This window comes from Paenibacillus sp. LS-5, from assembly GCF_056121505.1.
In genome coordinates, this window is the sequence record NZ_JBWAVA010000019.1 from 1 (window position 1) to 23959 (window position 23959).

The 23959-nt window shown below is 48.2% G+C and carries 17 protein-coding genes; 8 read left to right on the forward strand and 9 right to left on the reverse strand.

Translation table 11 applies throughout. The features are described 5' to 3' along the window. On the reverse strand, nucleotides 1–5888 hold a 5888-nt coding region (locus tag AC0MA3_RS22120; protein ID WP_474657810.1), incomplete at its 3' end, for an HYR domain-containing protein. 93 nt (nucleotides 5889–5981) lie between these two features. Then, entirely contained in the window at nucleotides 5982–6386 is a 405-nt protein-coding gene (locus tag AC0MA3_RS22125; RefSeq protein WP_474657811.1) for a hypothetical protein, read from the reverse strand. Between the two features lie 617 nt (nucleotides 6387–7003). Here AC0MA3_RS22125 and AC0MA3_RS22130 point away from each other — a divergent pair. The 3 genes from AC0MA3_RS22130 (at nucleotide 7004) to AC0MA3_RS22140 (ending at nucleotide 10843) form a co-directional block, all read left to right on the forward strand. Further along, complete coding sequence (locus tag AC0MA3_RS22130) at nucleotides 7004–7222, forward strand: helix-turn-helix domain-containing protein (RefSeq protein WP_474657812.1); 219 nt, start codon at nucleotides 7004–7006, stop codon at nucleotides 7220–7222. A gap of 121 nt (nucleotides 7223–7343) precedes the next feature. Further along, nucleotides 7344–8300, forward strand: a complete 957-nt coding sequence (locus AC0MA3_RS22135; RefSeq protein WP_474657813.1) for a serine hydrolase domain-containing protein — start codon at nucleotides 7344–7346, stop codon at nucleotides 8298–8300. Nucleotides 8301–9151: 851 nt separating this feature from the next. Further along, nucleotides 9152–10843 carry a methyl-accepting chemotaxis protein gene (locus tag AC0MA3_RS22140; protein ID WP_474657814.1) on the forward strand — a complete coding sequence of 564 codons (1692 nt, stop codon included), beginning with the start codon at nucleotides 9152–9154 and terminating at the stop codon, nucleotides 10841–10843. 79 nt (nucleotides 10844–10922) lie between these two features. On the opposite strand, the gene AC0MA3_RS22145 is transcribed toward AC0MA3_RS22140, so the two are convergent. Next, nucleotides 10923–11684, reverse strand: coding sequence for a lysostaphin resistance A-like protein (locus AC0MA3_RS22145; protein WP_474657815.1), 762 nt, complete (start codon nucleotides 11682–11684; stop codon nucleotides 10923–10925). 206 nt (nucleotides 11685–11890) lie between these two features. Here AC0MA3_RS22145 and AC0MA3_RS22150 point away from each other — a divergent pair, with 206 nt between their 5' ends. After that, nucleotides 11891–12868 carry an SHOCT domain-containing protein gene (locus AC0MA3_RS22150; protein WP_474657816.1) on the forward strand — a complete coding sequence of 326 codons (978 nt, stop codon included), beginning with the start codon at nucleotides 11891–11893 and terminating at the stop codon, nucleotides 12866–12868. A gap of 167 nt (nucleotides 12869–13035) precedes the next feature. Next, nucleotides 13036–13389, forward strand: a complete 354-nt coding sequence (locus AC0MA3_RS22155; protein WP_474657817.1) for a hypothetical protein — start codon at nucleotides 13036–13038, stop codon at nucleotides 13387–13389. A gap of 81 nt (nucleotides 13390–13470) precedes the next feature. Here AC0MA3_RS22155 and AC0MA3_RS22160 read toward each other — a convergent pair whose 3' ends face one another. Next, a complete protein-coding gene (locus tag AC0MA3_RS22160) occupies nucleotides 13471–13677 on the reverse strand; it encodes a hypothetical protein (protein ID WP_474657818.1) in 207 nt (68 codons plus the stop codon). Between the two features lie 154 nt (nucleotides 13678–13831). Between AC0MA3_RS22160 and AC0MA3_RS22165 the strand changes: the two genes are divergently transcribed. The 3 genes from AC0MA3_RS22165 to AC0MA3_RS22175 all read left to right on the forward strand — a co-directional run bounded on the left by AC0MA3_RS22165 (nucleotide 13832) and on the right by AC0MA3_RS22175 (nucleotide 17158). Further along, complete coding sequence (locus AC0MA3_RS22165; RefSeq protein ID WP_474657819.1) at nucleotides 13832–15169, forward strand: MFS transporter; 1338 nt, start codon at nucleotides 13832–13834, stop codon at nucleotides 15167–15169. Nucleotides 15170–15225: 56 nt separating this feature from the next. Next, nucleotides 15226–15981: a PIG-L deacetylase family protein gene (locus AC0MA3_RS22170; RefSeq protein ID WP_474657820.1), complete on the forward strand. Its 756-nt coding sequence runs from the start codon at nucleotides 15226–15228 to the stop codon at nucleotides 15979–15981. Between the two features lie 139 nt (nucleotides 15982–16120). After that, on the forward strand, nucleotides 16121–17158 hold the full coding sequence (locus tag AC0MA3_RS22175) for an asparaginase (protein ID WP_379150828.1): 1038 nt from the start codon (nucleotides 16121–16123) through the stop codon (nucleotides 17156–17158). A 58-nt stretch (nucleotides 17159–17216) separates the two neighbouring features. On the opposite strand, the gene AC0MA3_RS22180 is transcribed toward AC0MA3_RS22175, so the two are convergent. From AC0MA3_RS22180 to AC0MA3_RS22200, 5 genes are all read right to left on the reverse strand, one after another. Next, nucleotides 17217–18314, reverse strand: a complete 1098-nt coding sequence (locus tag AC0MA3_RS22180; protein ID WP_474657821.1) for a GerAB/ArcD/ProY family transporter — start codon at nucleotides 18312–18314, stop codon at nucleotides 17217–17219. A 27-nt stretch (nucleotides 18315–18341) separates the two neighbouring features. Continuing rightward, on the reverse strand, nucleotides 18342–19520 hold the full coding sequence (locus tag AC0MA3_RS22185) for a Ger(x)C family spore germination protein (RefSeq protein WP_474657822.1): 1179 nt from the start codon (nucleotides 19518–19520) through the stop codon (nucleotides 18342–18344). A gap of 9 nt (nucleotides 19521–19529) precedes the next feature. After that, nucleotides 19530–21047 (reverse strand): spore germination protein, encoded by a 1518-nt coding sequence (locus tag AC0MA3_RS22190; RefSeq protein ID WP_474657823.1) that lies wholly within the window; start codon nucleotides 21045–21047, stop codon nucleotides 19530–19532. 372 nt (nucleotides 21048–21419) lie between these two features. After that, nucleotides 21420–23126 carry a GMC family oxidoreductase N-terminal domain-containing protein gene (locus tag AC0MA3_RS22195; RefSeq protein ID WP_474657868.1) on the reverse strand — a complete coding sequence of 569 codons (1707 nt, stop codon included), beginning with the start codon at nucleotides 23124–23126 and terminating at the stop codon, nucleotides 21420–21422. Between the two features lie 10 nt (nucleotides 23127–23136). After that, complete coding sequence (locus tag AC0MA3_RS22200) at nucleotides 23137–23796, reverse strand: hypothetical protein (RefSeq protein WP_474657824.1); 660 nt, start codon at nucleotides 23794–23796, stop codon at nucleotides 23137–23139. Nucleotides 23797–23959: the final 163 nt, after the last annotated feature.

The following is a 23959-nucleotide window of genomic DNA, read 5'->3' on the forward strand; positions in this document are numbered from 1 at the left end:
ACTGTAATCTTTTGTACACCAGTCGTTACGTTGCCGTTCTCATCTGTAGCTGTCCATTTCACTTCAGTTACACCCAGCGCATAATCCGTTGGGGCATCCGAACTCACAGTTATTTTGTAAATATCTGTACCTGTTGCTAGTCCGATCTCCACTGGCGTCTTCAGCGCAGTAGCTTCGACCGTCTTATCGGCTGGCAGCTTCAGAGCAGGCTTAGTCGTATCCACCACTGTAATCTTTTGTACACCAGTCGTTACGTTGCCGTTCTCATCTGTAGCGGTCCATTTCACTTCAGTTACACCCAGTACATAATCCGTTGGGGCATCCGAACTCACAGTTACTTTGTAAATATCTGTACCCTTTGCCTGACCAATGTCTACGGGCGTCTTCAGCGCGGTCGCCTCGACTGTCTTGTCGACAGGCAAGATCAGATCCGGTTTGGTTGTATCGACTACCGTAATCTTCTGTATGCCTGTGGTGACATTACCGTTCGCATCTTTTGCGGTCCAGGTGACTTCTGTTGTTCCCAGCGGATAATCCGCCGGAGCGTTACTGGTTACGGTCACATCATAGATATCCGTTGCCGTAGCCTGTCCGATTTCAACCGGAGTCCGAACTGCAGTTGCTTCCAGAGTGATGTCTGCCGGTAGCTTGAGTACGGGTTTGACTGTATCTGTGATCGTCACCGTTACGATTCCAATCATTGCATTACCGTTCGCATCTTTTGCGGTCCATGTTACTTTTGTGGTTCCCAGAGGGAATTTCGCAGTAATGCTCTCCCCTGTAGTGATCGGGTCTTGACTTCCAAATCCTGGAGCATCCGTAGTTAATACGACCGGAAACAGCTCCAGCACCTCAGGCACTTCCAGTTCTACCGGTGTTGCCAGCGCAGTTGCTTCCTTGGTCAGATGCAAAGATCCTTTGAATTTCAGCACAGGTTGCGTGGTATCCACAACAGTTATTTTCTGCACACCTGTGATTTCATTGCCGTTCTTGTCCTTGGCCGTCCATGTGACTGTAGTTGTGCCCAGCGGGTAGTCCGCCGGAGCATCCGATGTCACTGTAACGGGGAAAATATCCTTGGCCGCAGCTTGCCCTATTCCGACGGGGGTACGAATGGCTGTCGCCTCTACCGTCTGATCCTCAGGTACGGTAAGCGACGGCTTAGTCGTATCCACTACGGTAATCTTTTGGACACCAGTGGACACATTACCGTTCTCATCCGTAGCCGTCCATGTGACTTCAGTAGTACCCAGCGAGTAGTCTGCAGGGGCATTACTTACAATCGTATATTTGAAAATATCTGCCGCTGTTGCCTGTCCGGTCTCCACAACTGTCTTCACCGCCGTGGCTTCAACCGTTTGATCCTTAGGTACAGTGAGTACCGGTCTGCTCGTATCCACCACCGTAATCTTCTGCACCTTCGTTGCTACATTGCCGTTCTCATCCGTAGCCGTCCAGGTGACTTCAGTGGTACCCAGCGCATAATCTGCAGGAGCATTGCTCACAATCGTATATTTGAAAATATCTGCTGCCGTTGCCTGTCCGGTCTCCACAACTGTCTTCACCGCCGTGGCTTCAACCGTTTTATTCGCAGGTACGCTGAGTACCGGACTGGTTGTATCTACTACTGTAATCTTCTGCACCTTCGTAGTTACGTTGCCGTTTGCATCTGTTGCGGTCCAAATAACCTCAGTTACGCCTAATGGATAGGTTTCTGGTGCGTTGCTGGTTACCGTAACTTTATAGATGTCCGTCCCTGTCGCCTGTCCAATCTCTACAGGAGTTTTCACTGCGGTGGCTTCCACCGACAAGTCCTCCGGCACACTTAGTACAGGCTTTGTGGTATCTACCACTGTAATCTTCTGCACACCTGTGGACACATTGCCATGCTCATCGGTAGCCGTCCAGGTGACTTCTGTTGCACCAATCGGAAAAGACTCCGGAGCATTACTTGTCACAGTAACGTTGAATACATCTGTAGCTGTTGCCTGCCCGATCCCGACAGGAGTCTGTAATGCCGAAGCTTCTGCCTGAACATCCTTAGGCACACTCAGCACCGGCTTCGTCGTGTCAACTACCGTAACCTTTTGTATGCGGGTGGACAGATTGCCGTTCTTGTCTTTAGCCGTCCACGTCACCTCAGTAATTCCAATAGGAAAAGCAATCGGAGCATCACTGGTAACCGATGCAACTCCAAAAATATCCGTCACTGCCGGCACCGCCAGTTGAACCTGAGTTTCCCTACTGGTTGCTTCCACTGTCAAATCCGGTATAGCGGCAATGGAGGGTTTCGTTGTATCAACGATGGTAATGGTCTGAGTTGCACTGCTGATATTGCCATTCGCGTCTGTCGCTTTCCAGGTCACAATGGTCTTGCCCAGCGGATAGCTTGCCGGAGCATTGCTGACGATCTCAACCGGGAACAAGTCAGTAGCCGTCGCTTGTCCAATGTTGACTGGTGTATTTACCGCTGTAGCTTCTTTGCTAATATCTGCTGGTACTTTCAAAACTGGAAGTGTTGTATCTTCTACAGTTACTTTTTGTTTACCTGTAGTTATTTTTCCGTTGGCATCCTTGGCAGTCCAAGTGACTTCGGTAATACCTACTGGATAATCTGCCGGAGCATTGCTGGTTACCGTAACCGGAAAAATATCGGTCGCTGTAGCAGTACCAATCTGAACTATTGATCTCAATGCAGTGGCTTCAACCCGGACATCCGCAGGGACATGGAGTTCAGGATTGGTATTATCGGTAACGGTTACATTCTGTGTGCCTATGGCCACATTACCGCTCGCATCCGTAGCCATCCAGGTGACCTTGGTGGTGCCAACAGCAAAATCTACTGGCGCATCGTTAATCACAGTAACCTTGAATAAATCTGTGACTGTAGGCTGCCCGAGCGGAACTACAGATCGGATTGCCGTCGCCTCCGTTGTAATATTGGCCGGTACAGTGAGAATTGGTTTGGTCGTATCCACGACCTTGATCTTCTGGGTACCTGTAGTCGCATTTCCGTGCTCATCGGTAACGGTCCAGATCACTTCTGTCGTTCCCAGAGGGAAATCTGCAGGCGCATTATTGGTAACCGTCACCGGGAAGATCTCAGTCACGATCGGCTGGCCGATGTCTACCTTCGTTCTTTCTCCGGTTGCTTCTGCTGTCTTATCTCCTGGGAGTGTGACCAGTGGCTTGGTGGTATCCGTCACAATAACCGTCTGCGTCCCCTTGGTGATGTTGCCATTCTCATCGGTGGCTGTCCAGGTGACCAGAGTTTTACCGACAGTATAGCTATCCGGAGCATTGCTGGTAATGATGACCTTGAAAATATCCGTTGCAGACGCCGCTCCGATGGTTACCGGAGTCTTGATTCCTGTGGCTTCTGCTGAGATATCCTTGGGTACCGTAAGCACTGGAACCGTTGTATCCGTAACCGTAACGTTCTGAACGGCTTTGGTTACATTCCCGTTTTCATCTGTCGCTGTCCAGGTTACCTTGGTGACCCCTACTGTAAAATATTCCGGAGCATCATTAACTAACAGGACATCGAACAAATCGGTGGCCTTCGCTGCTCCAACCTCCAGCTTCATCCGGGTGTCGGTTGCTTCAATACTGACATCCTTCGGAAGCGTCAATACAGGCTTAGTTGTGTCAGTTATCGTAATCAGTTGTTCTGCTGTCGTGACATTTCCATTCTCATCCTCTGCTTTCCAGGTCACCTTGGTGGTGCCTACCGGAAAGTCCACAGGCGCATTATTAGTAATATTCACTTTAAAAATATCTTCTGCTGTTGCCGTGCCTACGGATAGCGGAGTTCTTCTGCCCGTAGCTTCTTTCGTGATGTTTGCAGGGACGGTGAGTACCGGCTTGATCGTGTCAACCACGATAACATTCTGTGTAGCGGTAATCACGTTGCTGTTCGCATCTGTAGCCGTCCATGTGACTTTGGTCGTACCGATTGGAAATTCCTTTGGAGCATCGTTGACCACGATGACCGGGAAAATATCCTTTGCCGACGCGCCGCTGACAATAACCGGTGTCTGCACAGCGGTTGCTTCAACTACGATATCTCCTTGTACAGTGAGTACAGGTTTGGTTGTATCTTTTACCGTTACTTTCTGCACCTGCGAGGAGGTATTCCCTACCGGGTCTACCGCAGTCCATTTCACGGTTGTCGTTCCGATGGGATAATCGGCTGGAGCATCGTTCGTCACAATCACATCCGGGATGGAAATATCCTGCACGGAGGCTTTGCCAATCTCGACAGGAGTACGTACGGCCTTAGCCTCAATACTGATATCTGAAGGTACAGTAATCACCGGAATGGTTTTGTCTATTTTCACTTCAGTCTTCTGAACGGGAGTACTGTTCCCCGCCTGGTCTACAGCCCAGAATGTGAGCGGTGTAATGCCCTCAGTCTGAACAGCAAATGTTGTCGTAGTGCCGGCTACAACCTTCTCTTCGCCTGCTGCACCCAAGACATAATGAATTTCCTTGACACCGGAATTTGCATCGGAGGCGGTAAGAGCGACGGTGACATTAGCACTGTTCCAGCCTTTTGCGTTCGCCTCAGGGCTTACAATGCTTGAGATCACCGGACCGCTTTTGTCGATTTTTACGTTTACGGTTTTGGCCGCCTCGACATTCCCTGTTTTGTCCACAGCCCAATAGGTGACGGTAGTTGTTCCTTCCTCGCTGATCTCCATATCCGCACTTCCACCCACTGTTTTCACAGCATCATTGACACCACTCTTATAGTAGATGGAATCGATACCTGAATATGGATCGGCTGCACTAAAATGAAGTGTAACCTTATCGTGACTCCAGCTGCCTGATTCTGAAGCCGCTGGAGTTACGGTCGTAACCGGAGCAGTTTTATCAATCTTGATTGGACCAAAGGTAACGATGGAATAATGGCTCTGGTCCTCATCACTGGAAGCTGCGCCGTCTACCGCTTTACCGGTAGCCATCTGACCCGCGCCTTCTGCAGTAAAGTTCTGGTCCGGGGTCAGTGATTTGATCGGAGACAGCGTATCATTTGCTGTGTAGTGAACAGTCACTGAATGATTCGTCCATGTTCCGGCAATGTAAGGAGCTCCCGCATCGGTTAATGCGGATGCCGTAATGGTCGGCGGCGTAGTATCGATCAGGTTCGACCCCACTGACCCGACCTCCACACGAAAGGTAACCGGCTGGAGGCCAGGCACCGTGGCTTTAACTTCCACTGTCCGGATGACCCCTGTGCTCTTGGAATAGACCTGGTACCCTTCACCCACATAACTTGTGTAGGTATTGGCAGCAGAAGCATAACCATTCGCATCCGTGACAACAGTGACTCCCGTACTGTTCAGTCCGCGCATAACTGCGGTGATCGTGCTATCCTCAGAAGCAGTGAAGGTAACCGGAACTCCGGCAAGCGGATTGCCGGCCAGATCCTTGACCGCGACTACCTGAGGAAGCATAAATCCGCGTCCGCCGGGAATGACCCCGGAAGCCTGCGACAGCTTCATTTGCTGCAGCAGCGGTGATACTGCGCTCATCGTCCCCTCCACATTGCTTACAGCGAGCAGGCTCATCTGGTAAGCTCCGTGATGCAGGATGACTCCGAGTGATGGGTCCAGCCCATACACTGAATTCGCTACCGATGAGTAGACGGAATCTTTGACTGTCAATCCATCTTCTGTCTGCTCAGCAGGTGGTTCTGCATCATACGTTGACGCATATGCCTTGCCTGCTCCCGTATCCTCCGAATGGCTGGATAACCATTTTTCTGACCCGAATACGGCCCCGGGAGTCAACATCAGGATCAGGAGCGTGAGGCATAACCATTTGGTGATGATGCCTAACTTTCTGTACTGAACATGCTTTACTCTTCTTTTCGATTGTTTCATCATGCATCCCCTAACTTTTTTTGTGATAAATGTACCGGCAATGGCGAAAACCTGTTCCTCCTTTACTTAACAAAGGGAAATCAGGGCTGTTTTTTACAACTGTTTATTGCGGTTCACATAAACTTCTATTTTCGTTTCGATCCAGGCTTCGAGATCACCAACCGCAAGACTCAGCTCCTTTTTGGCAGCCTCCCCCAATAGGACTATGGCTCTCTCTTTAGCCAGCTTGAATGACTTCTCCATCGCCGCTGCGTCAAAAGCACCCTGCTGTTTCAACCCCTCTACAAACGTCTGATTCACCGCAATAACTGCAGATTCAATGGCATCTGAAGCCCGGTCCAGATGCGTGTTCACAGCCTCGACCCCTATCCTTTCTTCCAGATGGGCAATTTCCCGTTTGATATACGCAATCATAGATTTCGCCAATAGACCCAACAGCGGAACAACCATTACGGTAAGAATGGTATTGATGATCTCGGGTGTAAAATAATCCTTCATCGTATCGCCTCCAAAAAGTGTAGTTTCGACATACCAACCCAATTTTTCCTCATAATAGATGGTAAATCAGCAGACATTATTACAACTTCGCTAACAATAATAGTAAACATGTAAATTTATGTTTTTGATAGTTGTGGAATCTATGGAATATTCTACTTGTTATATAAGGAGAATATTCAGCTGATCTATCCTATGCTTAACATATGGAGACACCTGTCGGTTCCAATGGAAGGGGCGATATACGGTGGGATCGGGCCTGGGGGAACAGGCTGCGCTGACTAATTCTTTTCCGCAAAACTAAACCATGGGGGAGTAATCATGATTACCTGTGAAGACGAGTTAGTAGAAACCTGCAGAAAACTGTTAAAACGCTCAGCATGGAGAATCCAGTATAAGACCCGCAATCAACTGATAAGAGAAAGCAAACCTATTTATGACAATCAGCTTTACGACAACAGCTTTGAGAGCCTGGTGATTTCGGATCTGTTTGTTGACGAGCTTCTGGAAACGATTCCTTGGGAAAAATGCAGGTATATCATTAAAAAAACTGTCATTGAGGGCATGCCGGAACATGAGGTTGCAATCGAGTTACATATGACTCAACAGGGGGTAAGCAAATGGAAGCGGAAGGGCCTAGAAATACTGAGGGAATATCTCATCACTTCGTCGATACAGTAAAAAAAGCGCAGAACGGTGATAAAGCGTCCATGGAGGACATTCTTAGTCTCTTCTCGGTAGATATCGAATATTTGTCCAAGTTCATTATGCTGCCCCGGGAAGAAGCTATCCAGACCTTGAAGATCGAACTTATCAATATTGTATATCAGGATTTATAAATATAAAAAGCTGTCTGGAGCTCATCCGGGCAGCTTTTTCGTGTACTGCGGATTTTCCGCAGCCCTATTGGGGTATTATATCAACGGATGATATGATATCCCTTAAGAAAGGGTGAGTGGTATGAATCTGATGACATTAACTACAGCGATTGCCCCTTTACATTTGAGAAGCTGCCTGATCAGCCTCCAGGGCAAACTGAAGTATGAATATTATAGAGATGACCGCATAGCATCTGAGATTGCCAAGATCAATTCCTGCACCAAAAGCGTGCTTTCTTCGCTGATCTGCATTGCAATGGATCAAGGCCTGCTGCAGCCTGCTTCGGTAGCGTCAGAATTCTTCCCACAGCTGGGCCGCGACACGGATGCACGCAAACAGAAGATCACGATTGAACATTTGTTAACCTTGTCTGCCGGTTTTCGCTGGACCGAATTCGGCGGACAGAATTCATTCCCCAAGATGACCCGCTCCCCAAATTGGGTGAAGTATGTATTGGAGCAGCCGCTGGCACATGATCCTGGCACAAGTATGGAATACAATTCCGGGATCTCGCAAATGTTATCAGCCATTCTGGTCCAAGCCTCGGGAAAGTCAACGGCACAGTTTGCCGAGGAATTTCTCTTCGGCCCCCTTGGTATTGTGGACTATCAATGGGAGACGGATCCACAAGGTATTCACACGGGTGGGTTTGGGCTTCAGTTACGGCCGGGCGACTTGCTGAAATTTGGACAGCTTTATTTACAAGGAGGAATGTGGGAGCAGCAGCAGGTGATTTCTCGTGAATGGGTAGCTCGCTCGGTGAAACCGGTCATGGTTGCCGAACCTCCCCGCCACGGCGGGTATGGCTGGCACTGGTGGACTGATTCCTACCCGCTAGCTGCAAAAAGCGGAGGACCTCCCTCTGCCATGGACTATTTTTACGCTCGGGGATACGCAGGACAATTCGTATATGTCCTTCCGGAGATTAAGGCAGTCGTAGTGCTCACCCAAGACAATAAGCGTGGCAAAAACAACCCGCCTCCAGATGTTTTCCGTGAATGTGTAGCCCCCCTGCTTGTCCAAAACACATTCATATAAACGCATAAATCCCCGTTCACCTTATGTACAAGGTAACGGGGATTTATGTTTTAACTACTGTATGCACTTCTATCATTTCCTCCAAGTAACAAGCCATATCCCTGACATGGTGATTGTTCTCATATTCAAATTACCGTATTACCCGTTCTCTCCTGTCCGGAGTGTTATCCATGTCCTGCATATGGGGTGAATTCCCGCGTACACGATTTCACGAAAAACGTTTTCACCGGCGTTTTTCCCGTTGTGAAGATCGTATTAGTACGCTTCGCTAACCTTTTTCAATGGAATCACGCCCTTTCTTCCGCAAGATCACTCCTGCTTGAATGAATAGCCTTTTCCTTTAATAAAGATTTGCTGTGGTTTCCCGCATCCCCACGGTCTGCCGAAAGATGTTGTCACTTCCATCCTTCTACCCGCAGCCGATTCCGGCATGCTTCGCTAACTCAGTACATTGGATTCTCTCCTTTCCTACATTCATTTCTAAATTTAGGAATGAGACAGTCACCCGGGTAACCACTGACCTTTGCTTTTGTGGTTCCTGTGGTGATGCCTCTATTCTAGCGTATTATAGATAAAATTTAAAACTCCATAAGATACTATATTCCAGCCTATTTCCTGATATTCGCTGATCTCTACATCTGGCCTTCAGAAGTCTAAGAAATCCTGCGGATTATGCGGTTTTGGTTGCGTTTTCATTTCCAGAATCAAAGGCTAGTAGCAAATCTTATACTATTTCTTTGGCACTATATGGTATATACTTTTATAGTGATTTGTACCTATGCCCAGACAGGAGGTAGCTATGACAACAAGGGGTGCCTATCAGTAAATACATAAATTTGAGGTGGATTTCTTTGAAAGTTGCTAACAAGATCATCATTATGGCTAGTATTTCCCTCATCGTTGTGTCACTCGTAATTTGTTCCGTATTCTATACGCAGAGCAGAAAAGCCGCCATTCTCTCTGGAGAAGAAAAGGCTATGGTCATTCTCAAAACCTTTGATTCCACTCTATCCGGAAGAGAATCCGCTGCAGAGCTTCAAGCAGCACTTAATACCTTAAAATCGGCTGACCTGGAGATCGTAGACTTTAATATTTACAGCCTAGGCAGCCAGCCCAAAGCGATAGCCTCCTTGGATGCGGCTGAAATTGGCAAAGCTGCCGATAAGGAAGATATTACAGCAGCCAATGAAAACCGCACAGTAACCCTTTTAGATAATAATCTTGTGGATCTGACTGCACCATTACATATCAATGGACAAATTACATATGTAGCCGGTGTTCAATTTGATATTGCTGATGAACTGGAGTCTTCCGTTCAATTGGTATATGACATGATTATCGTATCTTCTATTTTGCTGGTTGTGGTAATGGTGATTATCTGGCTGCTGGTCCGCCGGTTTTTTACCAAACCTCTGAATAGCTTTGTAAAGTTCTCTGAGCAAATAGCTGCCGGCGATCTCCGCGCGGACATTGAAGTGCTTAACAACAGCCGCAAGGATGAGATTGGTATATTGTCCCGTTCCTTTTACCAGATGGTCTCTAACCTGAAGCAGACACTGCAACAAATTTCCCGTTCATCCAGCCAGTTAGCGGATAATGCCAACCAGATTTCACTTATATCCATCATGGCAAGCCGGTCAGAGAAGAGCATCGCCGCTTCCGTTGATGAAATCGCGAAGAACTCCAAGGAACAATCCGCTTCTATTGTGGAGAGCTCCCTGGGAATTGATGAAGTGGCCAAAGGCATCGAACAGATCTCCATGAGCACGGAGGATGTTGCCCATGCGTCTGCTTCCTCACTCACTCAGGCTGAGCAAGGCCGGGTAATCATTCATGAAACGCAGCAGATGATCGAAAATCTTGTTCTGGATTCCAGTGAATCTGTAGCGGTTATTGAACGTCTAGGGGAAAAAACAAAAGAAATTGACGGAATCATTGAGCTTATCTCACAAATATCCTCCCAGACCAATCTGTTAGCCTTAAATGCATCCATAGAAGCCGCCCGCGCAGGCGAACAAGGCAGAGGTTTCGCTGTCGTGGCGAATGAGGTGAAGAAGCTGGCGGAGAGATCCAAAACCGCGTCAGACCAAGTATCTGCAATGATCCGCTCCATTCAGAGTGAAACAGAGGCTGTTGTGCTCCAGATCAACCTTAGCTCTGAGAAAACGGTACAGGGCCTCCAATCGGTCCGGACAGCCGGTGAGGCATTTGAGCATATCACAGAAAAAGTGGATTCGGTGAATAGCCAGATTATTAATGTTTCAGCGATTGTCGAAGAGATCTCCTCCAGTTCGCAAGAGATATCAGCCACAATCCAGCTCATCTCCAATCATGCGGAGCAATCGAGCGGAAAGGCTGCACATGCGGCAGAAGCTACTGTCAGATCCCTGTCAGCCATGCAGGAATTAATGGATTCCACAAGCAGTCTGACCCGATTAGCAGAGGAGCTGGATCATCTGGTCAACCAATTCCAACTGGAGGTTCAGCCGGTAACTGAAACGGAAATAGAGCCTGAATCAAATGAAGAACCGAATGTAGCCTAACCGGATAAGACTCCTACGCTTCTGCACAAACACACCAGCCCGCAATCAGGAATAGCTCCTGCTTGCGGGCTGGTGTGTTTTACATAGATAAGCTATTCGATTTATTTCTCCGAGTCAAGATGACACATAAATAGATTCCGTACAGCAAATACAGAATATTCAGCAGGGAGACTATCATAATTTCCTGATCCAAATTTTCATTACTGACCATGGCAAGAGCATCATAAATAAAATGAAATGCAATCAAGGGAATAATATTATCTGTAGTTTCAATTAAGAGTGCCAGAACACAGCCCAGCAGCAAAGCGTTGATGACCTGAAGAATAATATGTATGAACACGGTTCCGTTTAACGCATTGGCCATATGCATAATGCCAAAAAATACGGAAGAAAACACAATATAAAACACTGGCCCCTTGTGGCGAAGCTTGTCCCTGATGATTCCCCGGAATATCGTTTCCTCTGTAAAACCGACAAATACGGTCAGCAGCAGAATACTCGCGATCTCGATTCCTGTAAGCTTGAGATTGAATCCGCTCATAGCCGGCTGAATCAGTGCGATGATCAGTAGGGGTATGTAATATAACGCCTGCTTATCCTTAGAACCTATGAGTTTTCCGAATCCAAAACTGGCAATTGGCCGTTTACTCCTGCTCATGTACACCGTGATGATCACAGCCATAAGTAAAAAGGCAGAGGCCTGAGCAAACCGGATTCCCGTATCGTCAAGCTCCATGATGCTTGCTGCAGCTGAGGCAACGGACACCAACAGGGTCAGTACAATGCCCAGCATGAGTGAAAATAAAACCGGATGTCCTTTTTTTGCGTTCGGTTCTTTCATAGCTCGTCTCCTTTATTATCATTTATAGTATCTTTGGATCAAGAGTCCAATAATGGGTTAATTGTAATACTTTCCTTGGTAAATATCTATTAAAAAGTAAATAAACCGTTAGTATTTTTTATACGAAAATAGTAGGATTTTGGAAGTGAAAAGCCGAATATGTAGTAGACTGATTTATTAACCTAATTATTTGAAGGAGTTTTGAGATGATAAATGATCAGCAATCCGGACAGGGTACAGTTGAATCCATCCTCACCAATGCGATGAAGATTCCAGGTGTAAATGTGGACCGCCGGGAATTTTTGGCTCAACAATTTGCCAATTATGATACATCCAACAGCATGAATGTTATTTTGGATAAAGGGCCCCTTGAAGCCGGAATCCATATTTCCATTATTGATCGGATGGCGAAGACGCTGATAGAAAAAAGAACTGTCCTAAGCACGGCGGCGTCCACTGTTGCAGGACTTCCTGGCGGACTGGCCATGGCTGCCACCATTCCCGCGGACACTTTGCAGTTTTTTGGGGTAGCCCTGCGGATGTCTCAAGAATTAGCTTATCTATATGGGCGTGGGGATCTATGGCAAGAGGACCCTATGGACCCGGAGCATGTCACCCGTGAGCTTACTCTATATTTGGGTGTAATGTTCGGTGTAGCCGGCACAGCCTCTCTGCTGAAGCTTCTCACCGCGCGAATTTCCCAGCAGTTGTTGAAGAAGCTGCCCCAGAATGTCTTAACCCATACGATCTACTATCCGATTCTCAAAAAAACCTCTACCTATATCGGAATCAAAATTACAAAAAAGACATTCGCTCAAGGTGCCTCCAAATTCGTACCGCTCCTCGGCGGACTCCTGTCTGGCGGGATGACCTATTTCTCTATGAAACCAATGGGTGGCCGTCTGCGAGAAGCTCTTTCCGAAGCAAGCCATAATTACTCAGAGGCACAATTCAATCAGGATTACGAGTGCGTGCAGCGTTCGGCTGCCGATCCGGAGATCAATATTATAGAAGGCGAATTCTTCGATCTCGGTTTTGCTCCAGACAAAGAGAACGTAAGTAAAGGTAACTCCGACAAATTCAGTGTCGCTGACGAGCTGCTTAAATTCAAACAGCTGCTGGACATGGGCGCTATTAGCCAAGAGGAGTTTGACCGGAAAAAGTCAGAACTTTTAAACAGCTAGACCGGGAATTTTATGATACAGGCATTTGCCATCACTTTACTGTAACGCAGTATTGAGAATTGAACGTCCTGCATGATATAATCTCTTAAGTCATTCAGGGAGATTTATCCCTTACAACACATAAGGGTTCGGGGGGTCATATCATCAAGAACAGTCACATTCGTATTGTGAAAGTATCGGCAGAAATAGAGAAAGATGAATACGAGATCAAGGTCAGCCACTGGCGGCTGCTCCTGGAGACGAACCGTTATTATGAGATCAAGCCAGAGAGCGGACCCGTGAAGAGAATCTATAAAGAGAAGATGAACACTGTTGTAGATGAGACCAAATCCTATACGGACGGAATTCTGACGTGTTCGGCATTTTGCATCGAAGATCAGGTAAGTGAAATGCATATCAAGATTCTGCAAAATCTTCAATCCAAGGTCAACTGCTATATGAATGAGCTACAGCTGAACCAAAAGGCGATCGAACAACTTAGTCTAGGCTCCCCCGCACAGGTACATCTGCCGGAGGAGTGAACCTGCAACATCATGTAATCTAACAACAGCCGGAAGGTCACAGTCCAATACTGTGGTCCTTCCGGCTATTTGTTCTGCAGCTTATAGCAGGCCTGCATTCTTGACGGCATGCTCCCAGCTTGGAAAGTAATGCAGCGCACTACGCATCAGTTCCGGATCATGCTGCTTAACTTGTTTTTTGTTCATGGTTCCACCGTTTGAATGCAGCTCTCTTATTCGGCTAATGACCTCGTCTGAACCTAGTGTAATCTCCAACATCCCCACCCCTTTCCGGTAGTTACTTACCATATTTTTCACATTCTGCAGGATTTCTATACCCTTTCCGAAGTGCAGGATTCACAACTAATCATTCACTTGACAATATGTACAAATAAGCTATAAATAAACATAATTATGAAGAAAAGGATTCTCCAAATCTTCCTGCAGAAAAGAGGGTAGCCGATTGAGTACAAAAGTAACTTTAGCTGAAAAGGTTGTGTTTTCCGGCGGATTACTCGGCCAAAATATGCTCTACAGCTTTATGTCGATGTACATTTTATTTTTTTATACTGACTTACTTGGCATTCCAGCAACGACGGCCAGCGTCATCTTGGTCACCGCAAGTATTTTCGATGCTTGCCTGGACCCGGTCATGGGAATGATCACGGATAAAACACGTTCCAGGTGGGGGAAATTCAGGCCTTATTTGCTGTTTGCCCCGTTTCTGATTGCTGCCGCTACCGTGCTGTGCTTCATGAACTTTGGTACCTCTTCCACCATAACCACAGTCATAGCAGCTATTTCTTATTTGCTGTGGGGAATGTTATACACTATCTGCGATACTCCACTCTGGGCATTATCCTCTGTTATTTCCAAAGATCCAGCGGAACGGACACTAGTCGTTACACTAGGCAAAATTGGTGGAACCATCGGGGCTGTGGTCATCACCATAGGCGGTATACAGCTCCTGCTTGCCTTCGGTGGTGAACGAAGCTCCCGTGCATATCTATACTCTGCAATCATCGTATCGGTCATTGCCGCACTGGCCATTTGGCTGACTGGCATCTTGTCCAAAGAAAGAGTGGCCCCATCGGCTGACCGGACTCCCTTCCGCCAAAATCTGCAAACCGTATTCAAGAACAAACCACTCCTCACACTGCTGGCCTCACTGCTAATCATTAATCTCGTGACAGGCATCAGACAGAGCATTCAGCTCTACTATGTGGTCTATGTCTGGGGAGATGCCAGCTATGGCACACAGATCGGAATCAGTCTGGTAGTTGGTATGCTGCTTGGTATGACCGCAACCCCCAAATTGCTGGGTACCTTTTCCAAGAAAAGCGTGTTTATCTCCTCATGCCTCCTGGGCAGCCTCTCTTGCGTGATTCCTTATCTGTCCGGGGATCAGAATGTTCTGTTTACACTCGTGTTCTTAGGAATCAGTTTCTTTTTCTCAGGCATCACCACCATTGTCAGCACATCGATGCTGCTGGATACCATTGACTATTCAGAGTGGAAGCTGGGGTTCCGGGGGGAAGGGATTGTATTCTCAACAAATACCTTTATCTCCAAATTCAGCGGGGCAGTGTCCAGACTGATTATCGGGGCAAGTCTCGGGTTACTGAACTACGTGGAGAATCAGCCGTCTTCTCCGGGACTCCAGCAGGGTCTAAGCTTGGTCATGTTTGTATTGCCCGCCATTTGTTTCCTTGGGGCTATTATTCCGATTCTGTTCTATACGATAAGCGACAAGCAGCGGATACAAACATTGATGGATTTGGAGGACCGCCGGTCGCTGTAACCAAAAAGGCATCATCCTATCACCCATACTTTTAGTACAAGAAGGAGCGATTCAAAATGAGTTCATCCATCCTGAACAGCCTTATGGCACCTCCCGATCTTACGGATTGCCGGAGAATATTGTGTGTTCAACCCCATCCCGATGACAATGAAGTAGGCATGGGCGGAACGATTGCCGCTTTTGCGGAGAAGGGTTGTGAGATTCATTACTTAACGGTGACGAGTGGAGATTTGGGCAGTAGTGACGGCCTGTTGTCCCATGCTGAGATTGCCAGGGTCCGCTCTCAGGAGCTTGAAGCGGCGGGACGCTCGCTTGGAGCCACAGTGTTCCACCAATTGCCGCATGGAGACGGCACACTGGAGCATATTCCGGCGCTGGCAGCGGAGATTGCCGAAATCATCCGTACCGTTCAGCCGGATGCAGTATTCTGCCCTGATCCATGGCTCCCTTATGAAGCCCACTATGATCATATTATTACCGGACGGGCAGCCGCCCAGGCCTTCTTATCCTCGGGGTTGCCGCTGTATCCCCGGGGAACGGATACACAGGCCTGGCAGCCGAGAGCAATTGGCTTTTATTTCACCGCAGAACCCAATACTGTTATGGATATTACTCATTTCTTCGACCGGAAGTTCGCTGCTATGGCCCTTCACAGCAGCCAGTTCAATGAGGACACGCTGGCATTATACAACCTGTATTTCAAGAAGAAAGGGCTAGAACTTGCAGAAGGAAAGGAATTCGAACTCGGCGAAGGATTTAAGGTGCTGTCACCGCTTCATCTGCATTGCTTCGTAGATGCCGGGCGGGTATAAATTGCCTCATGGTCAAGCCCTCCCCATAGATTAACAAAATCTCTCAGTATACTATGTTCTGGTTTGTCCTTATCATATGTTATAATACATTCACCCTAAATATTATGTTTATACGATATGATCTGAAAGGAATCAAGCGATGATTATTCCAGCTCCGGAAGTGAATTTTACGGCTTCACCTTTTTATAATCCCATTCTCAAAAATGTGGTCATTCTCGCCACCGGCGGTACGATTGCAGGCAGTGGCGAAGCGCATAAAACGTTAAATTACGAGCCCGGTGCTCTGCCGATACAAGATTTGCTGGACAGTGTTCCCCATCTGGAACGGGTAGCCAATTGTGCAGGAGTGCAGGTCAGCAATCTGTGCAGTGCCGACATTACAAGCGATCACTGGCTGACCTTGGCAACTCTCATCAATACACTTGCACTTCGCGAAGATGTTCATGGGTTTGTCATTACACATGGTACGGATACTCTGGATGAAACTTCATATTTCCTGAATCTTGTAATCAAAACCGACAAACCGGTTATCATTACCGGCTCCATGCGTCCGGCTACGGCGATCAGTGCGGACGGTCCGCTGAATCTGTATCAGTCAGTAGCCTTGGCGGCCAACCCGGAAGCTGCCGGTCAGGGCGTCATGGTTGTTTTTGCGGAAGGGATATACAGCGGACGGGATGTGCAGAAGGTCAACACCTTTAAGGCGAATGCCTTTGATGAGCGGGATTTCGGATGTCTAGGCTACATGCGGGACAGCCAGGCTTTTTTCTATACCCGGTCGCTCAAAAAGCATACGACCGCTGCCCAGTTTGACGTATCTGCACTGGTTGGGTTGCCGGAGGTGTCCGTGGCTTACTTCCATGTGGATGCTAATCCGGGAATTCTGGATTATCTGGCTACCATCTCCAAAGGTATCGTTATTGCCGGAGCAGGCGGAGGAATCTATAGCAAACCTTGGATTGATAAGGTCGGGGAGCTTAAAAATAACAATATCCCCGTTGTCCGCTGCTCGCGGATTTCCAGCGGTATTACCTTGAAGGATTCCTATATTGACCTCTCAGCCAATTCGATCCCCTGCAACAGTCTGGTGCCGCAGAAGGCCCGGATTCTGCTGTCGCTGGCGCTGACCCAAACGACGGGTTATGAGGAAATCGCAACCATGTTCAACGAATACTAAGCTAACATACAGAGCAATTAGCCCAACAGCCCGTGGATGCTCACGGGCTGTTTTTTTTCTATACCCTTTGTCGTTTTCTTTGTCTCCATTTACCTACGACGAGCAAAAGCAAGGGCAGGCCTAGCATATTCACAGGCATCGCAATAGGCACCCAGTAACGCTGCAAATAATTTGTAGTCGCCTCTGTTACATCTTGGGGAATTAACGCAAATACAAACATAACCGGGGCAATGAACCAAATCAGGTTCCTCCAGTTGCGGACATGCAAAAATTGGGCAGTGCCATAGCTCATCAGGAAGAGCATTACAGCAAATTTGACGAACACGCTGGCGAGCCATATCACGACCGGAATCGCATCGAAATTATCGATAAAACCGAACAGTGATATTTTCTTGGTCATTTCGAAAAAAGGGTACCACATGTTAGAGGAAAGATTGACCCCTAATGTGAGAATCACCATCAGCGTTGTTATCAGTACAAAGAATACCGAGGTCAAGACGGCCCCGAAAGCGTACAACGCCCCCTTACGCGGCTGGATCAAAAATGCGGCAAACATAAGGTATTCAACAGAATGACCGAGGTAAGAGGCTGGTGCCAGCACTCCACCCAGTATTCCCGTCATTCCGCTATCCGCATAGACCGGGAGGATGTTCCTCCAGTGAATATTGCCCACGCTAGCGATCAGGACAAGGATAATCATGAGCAAGATGATCGGCCCCAGAATCTCGCCACAGCGGGCAATACCTTCAATTCCTCCGGCATAGGTCGCATAGACAATCACGAAGATCATCAGGAGCATGACCGCTTCTTTCGGTGTCCCGTGAAGCAGCATGACTTGGACCAAATCGGAGAATTGGCGGAGAATTATAGGGGTGATCGTATACCATTGAACCAAATAAATTACGATTACAGCTTTGCCGATCCATTTCCCAAGAATCAAATGAATGTATTCAAAAAACGTCTGCCCAGGGTATAGCTTCGCGGCTTGCGTCGCGAAGAGTGCGATCAGCGAAGCGATGCCTCCGGCAACAACAACGGAAATCCACGCATCCTGTTTTGCCTGTAGGCTTGGGGTGACCGTCATGACCAATGTCATCCCGAGATCCATGATAAGGATGATCCAGAAAACCTGTATACCTGTCAATCTCATCTTCATCGCAAGAAGCCCTCTTCCGGTTGATAGTCAGTCCGTTTTTTCTTTATGTGCGGGTGAGCGCGTTTTACCTGTCCGTTCGATCTTGATGTGGGCATTGACAGTCACGGGAACCTCAGGGAAAATATCAAGCCATTTATCTTTCATTTTTTTCCAAGCATACGGATGCTTAATATGGATTTCCTCTCCGATGCCAAAGATATCCGACTGGAACTCATTTTGCACATGCGTTAACATGCTCTCAGCCTCACTTTGAATTTGCTTCGACAGCAAAGTTTCGACACGTTTCATTTGATCTATATTGCTTAGATCCAGCTTCGAATCGTTATCGATCGCCCGGACGGAGGCATGTAGCGAGACCCCTACTTCAGGAAGATTATTCTTGATTACCGAGTGCATTTTCATGCCGCTATGCAGCAGTTCGACGCCTACGATCCCTCCGTATTGTTCGTTCTCCTCTTCCACTTGTACTGTAAACCTCAAATGGTTTGTCCCCCCTGTCCACCAGCGCAATATTTTCAATTCATCGGATGACAGGTATCCGGATAATTGATTTCTATGGTAAACTGCTGCCCGGTCGATCGTGAACGATTCCTTATTAGTGCCTTTATGAATGACCCTTATGGCTGCGGTAACCGGTGATCTGTCTTCTGAGGACAGGACATTCAAGAATTCGTCGATTTTGACAGGAAAGCTTAATTTGCTGGATTGAATTTTGTTGATGCCGATACCCGGAATGAGCTCAAGCTGATAAGGGGTGTTCAAAATTTCTTTGGCTGTCCCTCCATAAGTTGTTAGCACATAGCTATTAGCGCGGGTCTCAGGGAGTCTGGTAAATGTATCCACTACCTTATTGATACCATGCCGGGCGAATTGTTCTCCGAAAATGATGACGCTTCTATGCCCGAAATAGATGGCACGGGACAATTGCTGCTGCAGTTTTCCTGTCACTTCCGATGAGTTCTTCCCGATGGCCGAGATGACGATGACTGATTTTTTGGTGCTCCCGCCAGACTTTACGGCACTGGGGATTCCACTAGGAAGGGCAATCTGCAGGGTGATTTCGAGCTGTCCGTCATCTGTAAGATCAATTCCGCTGGCTATGACCAAAGCGAGATCGTCCATTTCATTACGGTCCCAGCAGCCGGTCGTCAATCCGAGAATAACGAAAACAACCAAGACCCTGTATGTTATGAGTGCTCTGGTCATTTGCTCCTTTCACTCCATTCGTCGCTGTTTTTGCTGTTGACGCCTCCGCATAACCCGCCATGGGGCACGGATCAAAGTATCCGTAAGTCCTGGGGAGTTGAACGGGGCAATTGGTGTCATGTAGGGAACACCGAAGGATTTCAGGGTTACCAGATGGATCAAGACGCAAATCAAGCCAATCCCCACGCCATACAGGCCGAAGCTTGCAGCGAGAAGCATAAGCGGAAACCGGATAATACTGATCGCCTGGCTCATGCCCGGGTTCGGAATGAGGAATGAGGCTATACCTGTAATGGACACGATGATGATTTTTGGTGCAGAAATAATACCTGCCTGAACAGCAGCCTGTCCGATAACAAGTGCGCCCACTATGCTGATTGTCTGGCCGACGGGACGGGGAAGGCGGATTCCTGCCTCGCGCAGCGCCTCAAAGGTAATTTCCATGATCAATGCTTCCGCTATTGCCGGAAAGGGTACAACTTCCCGCGCCGCTGCAAGACTGAGTGCCAGGCTGGTAGGGATCATTTCCTGATGAAAGGTCGTTACGGCAATAAATAAGGAAGGGAGCGCCATCGCTAAAAAAGCGAATAAATATCTGAGCCACCGCAGCATCGTAACGTATATGAAATTAGTATAATAGTCCTCGGCTGTCTGAAACCCGAACCAGAATGTGATCGGGAGAACGAGTGCCATCGGCGAGCCGTCAATGAGGACCGCTATTTTACCTTCGACCAGTGAACCTGAAACCAGATCGGGCCGTTGAGTCGCCTGCATCAGGGGAAAGGGTGAATAGGGATGATCGCTAATCAATTCCTCGATATAACCGGATTCCAGCACACTGTCCATATCGATGTTGGAAATCCGTTTTTTCACCTCTTCCACTACGCTTTGTTCTGCTAGATTATCAATATATACAATCATCACATCAGTCTGGGAAAGTCCTCCTACACAGAGCTTCTCCGTCTTTAGCCGGGGTGTCCGGAGCCGATGGCGGATGAGGGCAATGTTGATGTCTAGCTTCTCGATAAAACCGTATCGCGGACCGCGAATGACTGCCTCCGTTGCCGGTTCCTCAAGCTGACGATGCAGCTTGTCGTTGAGCCGAAAGGTGAACGCCTCTGTGGAGGACTCAGCGAATAACACGACTTCTCCCCTAACGATGCTTTGAACGATTTCATTCATGTTCGTGGCGATACGGGGTTGTACAATGGAAGCCAATTTGAAATTCAGTATTTCATAGAGCTGGCGGGGGTTGTCACTCGATACGGTCTCTGGCTGCATTAAAGGCTCCAAAAAACCGGCGTCCCAAAGTTGATCGTCAACTAAGACATTCAAATAAACCACCATACCGGGAATAGAGCCAAACATCTGAAGCCTGCGCACGACCAGATCAGAGCAATTGGCAAACAATTGAGTGATGGCAGACTCATTGTCATCCAGCTTGCCGGAAATCTTCAATTCAATTGTTTTTTCTAATTCTTTCAGCCTGTTTTCGAAAGGACCAGATACTCTATTTTTCGTTTTCATATGCCACCCCTTTCAAAACATAACTTTCCCCAACTATTATTGGATTATTCGGAATGAAATACCATGTGGGAGAGGCAAGTGGAGCTGGTTACGCCGTACTTAATAGGGAACATATGCTTCCGAAGCAGGGATGATTATAGAGTAAAAAAAGGGCTATCCCTTAAGCTTTTTCCAAAGCTTTTTTGAGATACTCCCTTGGTGGGGGTTCCTATGAAGTATATTTTCCCTGCCGCCGTGTATACTTCAAACATAACAAAAGTATGCAAATGGAAGGGGTGCAAGAAAAATGAAAGTGCTCGGAAAAGCAGCCGCCTTTTTGCTTATTATCGCATTATCCGGTGCCGTCCTATATTACGCCACCGCAATGGGTGGTTAGCTGAAATACTTTGTAACAATCTTCTCTGCCGTCCGGGTAGCCAGCGCTTGTGTCGTAAGAGTGGGGTTGGGGCCGCCGATCCCATTGAAATGAACACTGTTGTCGGCGATGAACAGGCGTTTGACTTGAAAAGCTTCGCAGTTCGAATCCGTAACATATCCCATACGCATTGTACTCTCCAGATGGAGCATGAAGCCGAAGGGGGTATCGGATCGGATAACTCTGCTTGCCCCTGCGTGGCGCAACGTCTCCGAAGCATATCTGGCCAGTTGATCGCGTCTCTTAAGCGTCTTAACGCTAGGGGTATAATGAATGACCGGTATGGGACCGTTCTCGTCTTTCAGAAACGGGTCTACCTCCACCCTGTTGCGGTAGAGCGTTTCATCATCGGTCAACAGCAGCATGGTCATGGTCCGGCTATAGTTCATCATCAGCTCTTTCAGCTGAGGACCGACCATCCGGCCGCGCATATCCCATGGTTCTCCCGGCTCCGGCGGGTTCAGGGCATCATATCCGGCTTCACTGAAGCCGTAGGTCAGGAATGACATCAACCCTGGGCTTAAGCAGGATACCTGGAATATCCCTGTCCCCGGAATATCGACCCTCGCTCCCGAAGTATGGCCGATGTACGGGTAGACCGCCGGTTGACCCATAATGCGCATAAGGTCCTTTTCCTCAAAGACACCGCCAACCCAGTCAAAGCAGTGATTGGTTAACCCTCTCCCCACCCATTCGTTATGAGGCAGTCCTGAGTTCAGCCACAGGCGAGGCGATTCAATACAACCCGCTGCCATGATTACCGTCCGGGCCGTCAGTTCTCCGGTCTCTCCTGTCCACGTATCCCGAAACTGTACACCAGTCGCACGAATTCCTTCCTTGGCATCATGAGAAGTCAGAATTCGGACTACAAAGGAATTTGGACGGACTGCAACATTTCCCGTCTTGAGCGCGAGTGGAATGTAGCTGACTAAGGTGCTTCGTTTGGCGATTTTATCCACGGTGGGTCCAGCTGAGCAGCCATTGACACAATTTCCCTTCAAGGTACATCCTTCCATGTTGGACAATTGCTCAAGGGAGTACGCGGGGTCCATCAAATGCTCATTCGTGGGTAGAATGGCATTCGGATTGGGACGGTAGCCCGGAGTGGTTACATTAAGCGTTGGATTCAGCTGCCAGCCTGCCTTTTTGGCTCCATAGTAGAACAGCTCCTCCTTGGGCGTGGTAGGCGCGAACTGAACAGGCAATGTGGCCTCGGCTTTCTCGTAATAAGGCATCAGCTCCCGGTAACTGATCGGCCAGATGTCATCGACTGCTGCAGGAAAAGCGCGCGGTGACTGGCCCCAGTAATGTTGAGTCGTTCCACCTACACCTGCTAATTGCCAGATATCCCCCTTCTGGCGCATAATCCTGTGCCACGGCGTTCGGCGCCGGTCGGCTGGCCCAAAACGGAACGTACCTGACACCACATCATTCATATTGTTCTCATATGCATTGAAGATTCTTTTATAGATCCCTATATCCAGATCCTTATACTCCGAACTCCATTCACCGCCATGTTCCCTGTTCGGATTCTCCCAACGCTTGTTTCCGTACCACGGCCCCGCTTCCAGCACCAGTACCTTGAGACCCGCTTCTCCAAGTTCCTTGGCCGCAACGGCACCTCCACCGCCTGACCCGATCACAATAACGTCCGCATCGAACATAGTATCTGCACTATTCAATGGTGGATTCCCCCCCTTGGCGCTCAATGGTCAACATGTAGCCAAGAAGCGCCCGGTAGCCTGGAACCACTCCCGGATACTCCACCTGCTTCCAGGATTCAGGGAAAAATTCCAGTCTTCGTTCAGTTGGCGTCCTGAGCCGGGTCGTCCCGTATGCTGACCACTCAGAATAGTTGCCAAACATGGTTTGGCGGTTAAGAAAGTCAATCATATAACGGGTAAACCCCAGGTCGTTCCGGTAAGGAGGTGGCAGAACGCCGGGATCGATATTTCCTTGCTCCAGCATGGCGAGAACCCGAATCCGGTCAGCCTGGGATAAGGCACTGAATGGCCCGCTCTCCCAGAGCAGGTGATTCGGAGCATACTGCAGCTGTCCCGAGGCGGCGAGATAGGCAGCCCCGGCATTAAGCAAGCCTGAGGTGGAACAGGACAATGGAATGTCCGTCAATCCAAATCCCAAAACAAGGGAAAGGCTGTGATCCAGCTCCCAGATCATATACTCGTGGATACATAAATCGGCAGCCCCTGCCGACAGCTCTGCTCCATTGCCGACAGACAGCCATGTACCGGGAATGATTGCTTCAACCAGAGCTTTAAATGCAGCATAACGATAGGAATCAACCGCTGAAGCATAGGATGTGAGAGGATGCATAATAATTCCCCCTTTAATGACAGGTATGGATGAGTAACAGATACCCGTATCACTTATGACTATTCGTCAGGGGGGTCTTTCAGACGCGCTTAACACAGCAGCAAAAATAAAAGGAGACCCTTTAAAGCTGAATACCAGCTTCGAGGAGTCTCCACCATTTCCA